Annotated in this window: 9 protein-coding genes and 1 tRNA gene; 3 read left to right on the forward strand and 7 right to left on the reverse strand. The window is 61.3% G+C overall.

All coding sequences use genetic code 11. The features are described from left to right. Positions 1-4: 4 nt before the first annotated feature. Both EP165_RS18025 and EP165_RS18030 read right to left on the reverse strand, forming a co-directional pair. Positions 5-841: a universal stress protein gene (locus EP165_RS18025; RefSeq protein WP_164743086.1), complete on the reverse strand. Its 837-nt coding sequence runs from the start codon at positions 839-841 to the stop codon at positions 5-7. Between the two features lie 71 nt (positions 842-912). Then, the gene (locus EP165_RS18030; protein ID WP_127524235.1) at positions 913-1659 is read right to left on the reverse strand and encodes a competence/damage-inducible protein A; all 747 of its coding nucleotides are present in this window, start codon (positions 1657-1659) and stop codon (positions 913-915) included. 212 nt (positions 1660-1871) lie between these two features. Here EP165_RS18030 and EP165_RS18035 point away from each other — a divergent pair, with 212 nt between their 5' ends. The 3 genes from EP165_RS18035 (at position 1872) to EP165_RS18045 (ending at position 3462) form a co-directional block, all read left to right on the forward strand. Further along, positions 1872-2324 (forward strand): hypothetical protein, encoded by a 453-nt coding sequence (locus tag EP165_RS18035; RefSeq protein WP_127524236.1) that lies wholly within the window; start codon positions 1872-1874, stop codon positions 2322-2324. Between the two features lie 29 nt (positions 2325-2353). Then, positions 2354-3340, forward strand: coding sequence for an alpha/beta fold hydrolase (locus tag EP165_RS18040; RefSeq protein WP_245440211.1), 987 nt, complete (start codon positions 2354-2356; stop codon positions 3338-3340). 36 nt (positions 3341-3376) lie between these two features. Beyond that, positions 3377-3462 (forward strand) — tRNA-Leu (locus EP165_RS18045). Between the two features lie 13 nt (positions 3463-3475). Here EP165_RS18045 and EP165_RS18050 read toward each other — a convergent pair. From EP165_RS18050 to EP165_RS18065, 5 genes are read right to left on the reverse strand one after another with little or no spacing between them, the layout of a single operon-like run. Then, positions 3476-4549: a tyrosine-type recombinase/integrase gene (locus EP165_RS18050; protein ID WP_127524237.1), complete on the reverse strand. Its 1074-nt coding sequence runs from the start codon at positions 4547-4549 to the stop codon at positions 3476-3478. Further along, entirely contained in the window at positions 4546-4722 is a 177-nt protein-coding gene (locus EP165_RS20455; RefSeq protein ID WP_164743087.1) for a hypothetical protein, read from the reverse strand. Before EP165_RS20455 ends, EP165_RS18050 begins: the two co-directional genes overlap by 4 nt. After that, positions 4719-5150: a GIY-YIG nuclease family protein gene (locus EP165_RS18055; RefSeq protein WP_127524238.1), complete on the reverse strand. Its 432-nt coding sequence runs from the start codon at positions 5148-5150 to the stop codon at positions 4719-4721. Before EP165_RS18055 ends, EP165_RS20455 begins: the two co-directional genes overlap by 4 nt. Positions 5151-5178: 28 nt before the next feature. After that, entirely contained in the window at positions 5179-5694 is a 516-nt protein-coding gene (locus tag EP165_RS18060) for a DUF1643 domain-containing protein (protein ID WP_127524239.1), read from the reverse strand. Next, complete coding sequence (locus EP165_RS18065; protein WP_127524240.1) at positions 5694-6086, reverse strand: hypothetical protein; 393 nt, start codon at positions 6084-6086, stop codon at positions 5694-5696. The genes EP165_RS18060 and EP165_RS18065 overlap by 1 nt, the downstream gene beginning before the upstream one ends. Positions 6087-6211: the final 125 nt, after the last annotated feature.

Raw genomic sequence — 6211 nt, forward strand, 5'->3', positions numbered from 1 at the left:
AGTCTCAGCGCGACATCAGCGTCGCGGTCGGCATCGATTCGAGCAGCGTGCGTGTCGCGCCGCCGAAGAAGAACTGCTTCAGCCAGTGCTGGCTGAATGCACCCATGACGAGCAGGTCGGCACGGTTTTCAGCAAGCGCATTTTCGATGAAGGCGCCGGCAGGCAGGCCGCCGCTGTGCTGGCCCGAGATCGTCACCTTGGCGCCGTGGCGCGCCAGCGCTTCTGCGATATCCGCACCGGAGACGGAAATGTCCTTGTCGTCGGCCCCGCGCGGGTCGACACACAGAATGTCGGTACTTTCCGCGGCCAGTATGAAGGGCAGGGCGTCGAAAGTGGCGCGGGCCGACTGTTCGGTACCGTTCCACGCCACGAGGACGCGCCGGAATGCAGGGTCCACATCCACCGCGTACGGGATAACCAGAACCGGCCGTCCGCACTCGAACAGCAGCGTTTCTATACCTGGCGTGCGCGGCGCTGCGTCGTCGGGGTCGTGCTGCTGTACCATGATAAGGTCGCAGGCGCGTGCGATGCGCACCGCACTTTCTTCATTCGCGGCATAACCGGAGACGGCGCGCCATTCGGCCGACACCGATTGCCGCCGCGCCATCTCGTCGAAGATTTTTCCGAGTTCGGCGGAGCGCTGCCGCCCCATTTCGATTTCGGTCTGGATAAGTCCCGCATCCGGCGTGCCCATGGGACTGACAGACGGGACGGGAGCGTATTCGCTGTGGAGCCCGATGAGGTGGGCATCGTTGCGTATGGCAAGATCGAATGCCGTCTTCAGCGTGCGAGCGGCATCGGTTGTGTTGTAGACGACTGCGCCAATGGTCTTGATGCTCATGATGCCCTCCTGTGGCATGCCCATTCTAGGCTGGCCTTGTGGCGCGACCTTGACCGCGATCAAACCGTGGCTCACATGCCTTTGGAGCCCTCGAGACCAGCCACCATAGTCTCGATCGCCTGCTTGGCGGCCGCCAGCCTTTGCGGGTCGCGGGCCCGCACGACAAGCTCGGTCCAGAACGAACCGTCGCGGTATTTCGGGTAGGAACCGATGATCGTTTCGGGATGTTCCTTCTGGATTGCCGCCAGCAACTCGCCGATCACGCCTTCGCCATAGGGGCAGTGCACGCTCTCCGACAACAGCTTCGTGCCGGTTGTCAGGGTGGGGACCACATTGTCCAGCATCGCCTGAAAAATCGTCGGCACACCGGCCATCACATGGACGTTTTCGATCCGGAACCCCGGCGCCAGCGAGATTGGATTTTCGATATGTTCGGCGCCTGCGGGCATGCGCGCCATGCGTTTGCGCGCGTCTGTGAACTCGATTTCGCGTTTGGCGTAGAAGGCCTCGAGCATGGCATAGGCGCGCTCGTCGTAGCGGCATTCGACGCCGAATGCGCGCGACACCGCGTCGGCGGTGATGTCGTCATGCGTGGGGCCGATGCCGCCGGTGGTGAAGACATATGTGTAGGCGCTGCGCAGCGCATTGACGGCAGCAACGATGGCAGGTTCGTCGTCGGCGACGATGCGGACCTCTGTCAGATCGATGCCGATCGCCGTCATGATGTCGGCCAGATGGCCGGTATTGAGGTCCTTGGTGCGGCCGGACAGGATCTCGTCGCCTATGACGATCATGGCGGCGGTGACATTTTTCTTCATGGATGTACTCCGGCGGCGGGTAATGCCAATTAGCGCTCCCGCACGGCCGGCGCAACGTGCCTGCATCGCTCTGCGCTTCCGGTCGGGGACCGCCCGCGCCTTTGGAAAATTAAGTCTGGAGCGACTTTTTTGCCCGCGCAATCTTGGAGCGGGCGGCTGCCTGTACTATGCCGGTGACTCACAGGGCAGAATTCCGACGGGTTGGAAGACGTATGATTTCATCGCTGCTGGCCATCTGGCCGCCAATGGCGCTTTTTGCGACGTCACTTACGGTAGCCAGCCTGCCGGTGCCATTGGTGCTGCGCGCCGCCGCCGTGGCCGGTATTCTGATACTGATTTTCGATATCACGGCGCGCACGCGCGATTACCGCCGCGTGGTTGCCAGACTGGCATTCGACCCCTCCGCGCTTGACCGGCACATCGTGCGCTACAAGCCGTCATGGTGCCAGCGCACCGTGCTTTATTGGGCCGCGAACGAAGCGCTGGGCGGCGAAGCGCGCGCCAAGGTCGGGCGTCAATATGCCGATATGGGCTACCGCTGGTATCATTTTTTCCCCGACCGCACATTCACCCGCGAAAGCCCGTTCTTCAAAGTGAAGTTCTGGCGCAGCCTTGTCGGCGGAACGCCCGAGGTGCGTCAGGACGTCCGCCCGCCGGCCGAATAATACCGCCGGATTGTCCGGGCGGCGGGAGCATGACCGGGCAGGAGTTTCGCATGGGCGAGTGGTTTTCAGTTATCCTGACCGGTCTTGTGCTGCTCGTACTGCTGGTGGCCGGCTATCACGCCCATGTCACGCGCAGGGTCGCACGCCGCGCCGAAACGCTCGTTCCGCCACCGGGCAAATTCTTCACCGTCGACGGCAACCGCATTCATTATGTGGAGCGCGGCGAGGGCCGCCCGATCCTGTTCATTCACGGCATGGGCGGCACGCAGTTCCATTTCAGCTACCCTCTGTTCGACCGGCTTGGCGCTGACTTTCGTCTGGTCGCCATCGACCGGCCGGGATCCGGCTATTCGACCCGCCGCCGCGGCGGGCCGGTGACGCCGGCCGAGCAGGCGGCATTCATCGCAAGGCTGATCGAGGAGCTGGAACTCGAACGGCCGCTCATCGTCGGTCATTCGCTGGGCGGCGCGATTGCACTGGCGCTGGCGCTCGACCATGCGGAAAAGGTCTCCGGTCTCGCGCTGATCGCGCCGCTGACGCGTTATTATGAAAATGTTGCGCCCGAATTCGCCGCGCTCAACATCCGCTCGCCGCTGTTCCGTTGGCTGATCGCCTATACGGTGTCGACGCCGAACGCGATCAAATACGGGCCGCAGACGCTGGATTTCGTGTTCGGACCGCAGCAGCCGCCGGAAGATTACGCGATCGCCGGCGGCGCGCTATCGCTGCTGCGCCCGAGCCACTTCTATGCCTCATCAACCGATTTCGTCGCGGTGGCCGAAACGATGAAAACGCAGGAGACCCGCTACGGCGAACTGAAAATGCCGGTCGGCGTGTTCTTCGGCACGGCGGATCGCGTGGTGAATTTCAAGGAGAACGGCGCCTGGCTGGAGGGCAAGGTGGCCGGTCTCGATCTCGAGGTTCTCGAGGGCGCCGGCCACATGCCGCATTATTCGGAAGGCGACAGGGCCGAGGCATTCATCCGCCGCATGGCCGCCAAAGCCTTCGGTGCTTGATCGGGCGCTCCGCCTCCCGTAACGCTTCTGCCCCGTGCCCCCTTGGCGGAATTGGTAGACGCAAGGGACTTAAAATCCCTCGGCCTTTGGCCGTGCCGGTTCGATCCCGGCAGGGGGCACCAGAAGCCTCGTAACCTATTGTTTTCTCACACGGTGCGGGGAAGGCGGGATATCGGTGCGGGGAATGGCGTTTGCAATTCGTTCCGAAGCAGCAATTCCAAGTCGCGCTCGATCGGCACCCTTGGTGTACAATTCTGCCTCCTTGATGTTCACCCATCCGAACATGGACATCAGGTCGTGAGCCGTGGCGCCGGCGTCGGCAGCAATGGTCGCCGCGAGCTTGCGCAACCCGTGCGCGGACTTTTGCACCTTGGCATCTCGGCATCTATCACGGAACCAGTTGCCGAAGCTCTCCACGGTGTAGGGCGCTCCGCTATCGCTCACCAGAAAGTGCATGTCGCCCGTAGCGGTCTGTTCGATCAAATCGAGCAGCCACGGGGCAAGACGCAGCGTAACTTGCGTTCCGGTCTTGTAGGTTCGGACTGACAGGATGTCACCGCGCAAATGCTGCCGGCCAACGAGAACGATATCGGACCTGCGCAACCCGGTATGAAGCAGTAGTTCCATGGCGAGGCGAGCGCGGGAGCCTACCGAATGACACGCCCGGAATTTCTCGACATCGCTCATGCTCCACTGTGCAAATCCGGTTGATCGATAGCGGATGCGCTTCACTCCCACGGTTGGATCGACCGCGACATGATTGTTTCGCAGTGCCCACGCAAATAGCCCGCGCATGGCTTTCAAGAAGTTGTTGGCCTGCGCCGGAGTCTCTGCCCGCTTGTCCATGGCGCGCTCTATGGTGCTGGACGCGATCTCCGCAAACGCTACGTTTTTGCTGGTATCGATGGATTGCACGAAGATATGGCTGCGCTGACGCCTCGTCGCCGACGAAAGGGAGCGCCAGTCGGCGCTTTCCATATAGCGCTCGATCAGCCATCGCAGTGACTGCGGCGGGGATAGCCTGTAGGCGGGCTTCGGCTGTGCGCCGCGCAAGGCTGCCTCGTAGGCCGGTTGAAACGCTGGGTCGGTAATCGTCGGCAGCCGCGTCCGTTTCCCTGTTCCGCGCCGGAAATAGAACACCACTTTCCCGTGGCGGGTGCGTTCTCGCTGGACAAAGGGCGGGAGTTTGCGCGGCATGAGGTCGATCACAGATCGATATCCTCCTTGGCGTCAACTCGCTCGGTACCTTGTGGGCGATCTTCGGGGATTAGACGGACAACGATATTGCCGATCTTGACTTCGGCCACATAGCCCGCCTTCGCAGCACCTTTGCAGAGAGCTGTCACCTGGCGCTGAGTTATGTCGAGCGAACGTCCTGTCATGAAGCCGCCGCCCACCCAGTTTCTCTGTCGAGGAAGTCGAGAAGACTGCCCCGCAAGAGAAACCATTCGCGGCTGTGATGATGGATATCGAAGCGGGCATGGAGGACTTTTTCTTCCCGACCTCCGCCCGGAATATGGTGAATAAGCCGGACTTGTGCTGGGTTTGCCCCCTGAATATCTCCATGCCGTCGCCGAACGTTGACGGCCACGCCGATTTTGATGAAGAACCCACTTTGGAGGAAATAGACCCGTGAATTGCCCGGTGCCGGAAATGGGACGGCAGGGTAGGGGCGGCTCACCGGCTCGTTGCCGGATGAAAAGACAATGCACCCATGTACGTCGAGCTTAGAACATAGGCCGGTTTCCGCTGCCGCTCTAGCAGCGTCCATGATCTCGGCCTTTGTAAAGGTGCGCGGGCGGCTCATCATCACATGTCCCCGCTATCCACGTCGCGCGTCACAGGTCTTTCTCCTGTGGGGTGGGGCGGGGCCAATCGACAAGCGGTGTATCGTACCCCAGCATCAGAGGATGAAGCGGATCGCCGGCTTTCGAATAGCCGAAGGCGCGTACCGGCTTGCCGGCTTCGGCGATCGTGTGGGCCATCCACCGGAAATGGTGACGCAACTCGCCAGGAACCTTCGATGTATTGCCCCAGCAAGGAATCAGGACCGAAGCGTCCGCGATGATCTGTTTGATGTGGTCGTTGTTCAGACGGCCAATCGGGTCTGGCGTTCTGGCGAGTTCCTTCACATCGGTGGCGCGAAAGGCGAATACGTTGCCGACGATGAAGCGCGAGCCCCGCCACCGCGATACGAAACCGCGCCACTTGCGCACTGTCGCATCGTCAATGGATGCGTCGGCAGTCGATGGATTGATGCCGAAGAATGCAAACACCGGCCCGCCGAACATCTCATCGACCGTCCGCTCCAAGCGGTAGCGATATTTCCCGCAATCGGAAATGACGGCATCCATCACCCCGCCTCCTTATCTGAACGAAGCAGGGCGGAGACGAAAGCCATAGCCATTGCAATCGGAATGGATGGCGCACCGTGCGCATGTCCGCAACGAGGGTCGTTGACGCCATAGCTGCCCGGATCGTTGGGGATAATGCTGAACGATCCGTGGGCCGCAGCCATGGTATAGTTCCAAGCGCCCAGCCTCAGCGGAAAATAGACCCCAATGAGTGCCAGCATCGCATCCGTGCTGTCCGTGAAGGCGGGCACTGGCGGCTTCCTGCCGCGCTGCTGTTGAAGAGATAGCGTGAAAGGTCGTGGGTCCGGCCAGAGTTCACCGAGAAGCAAATCAACTTCCCGATCCGGCCCGGTTAGCTTTTCCAGCCGCTCAATAAGCTCTGCTCTATCCATAGAACCCGATCCCAATTACGACGATTGCCAGCGGCAGGGTCACGACAACCCCGATCAATAACGGCAAGCCCCAATAGACGAGAAAGTACTTCTGAGCCTCAGTCAGCTTCATGTCTCTTCCTCGG

The organism is Mesorhizobium sp. Z1-4 (genome assembly GCF_004000235.1).
GTDB lineage: Bacteria > Pseudomonadota > Alphaproteobacteria > Rhizobiales > Rhizobiaceae > RCIO01.

Bases quoted from the DNA above. Each gene is read 5' to 3' on its own strand.
- EP165_RS18040 (WP_245440211.1), top strand. From the start codon at position 2,354: ATGACCGGGCAGGAGTTTCGCATGGGCGAGTGGTTTTCAGTTATCCTG.
- EP165_RS18030 (WP_127524235.1), bottom strand. From the start codon at position 1,659: ATGAAGAAAAATGTCACCGCCGCCATGATCGTCATAGGCGACGAGATC.
- EP165_RS18035 (WP_127524236.1), top strand. From the start codon at position 1,872: ATGATTTCATCGCTGCTGGCCATCTGGCCGCCAATGGCGCTTTTTGCG.
- EP165_RS18025 (WP_164743086.1), bottom strand. From the start codon at position 841: ATGAGCATCAAGACCATTGGCGCAGTCGTCTACAACACAACCGATGCC.
- EP165_RS18065 (WP_127524240.1), bottom strand. From the start codon at position 6,086: ATGGATAGAGCAGAGCTTATTGAGCGGCTGGAAAAGCTAACCGGGCCG.
- EP165_RS18060 (WP_127524239.1), bottom strand. From the start codon at position 5,694: ATGGATGCCGTCATTTCCGATTGCGGGAAATATCGCTACCGCTTGGAG.
- EP165_RS18055 (WP_127524238.1), bottom strand. From the start codon at position 5,150: ATGATGAGCCGCCCGCGCACCTTTACAAAGGCCGAGATCATGGACGCT.
- EP165_RS20455 (WP_164743087.1), bottom strand. From the start codon at position 4,722: ATGACAGGACGTTCGCTCGACATAACTCAGCGCCAGGTGACAGCTCTC.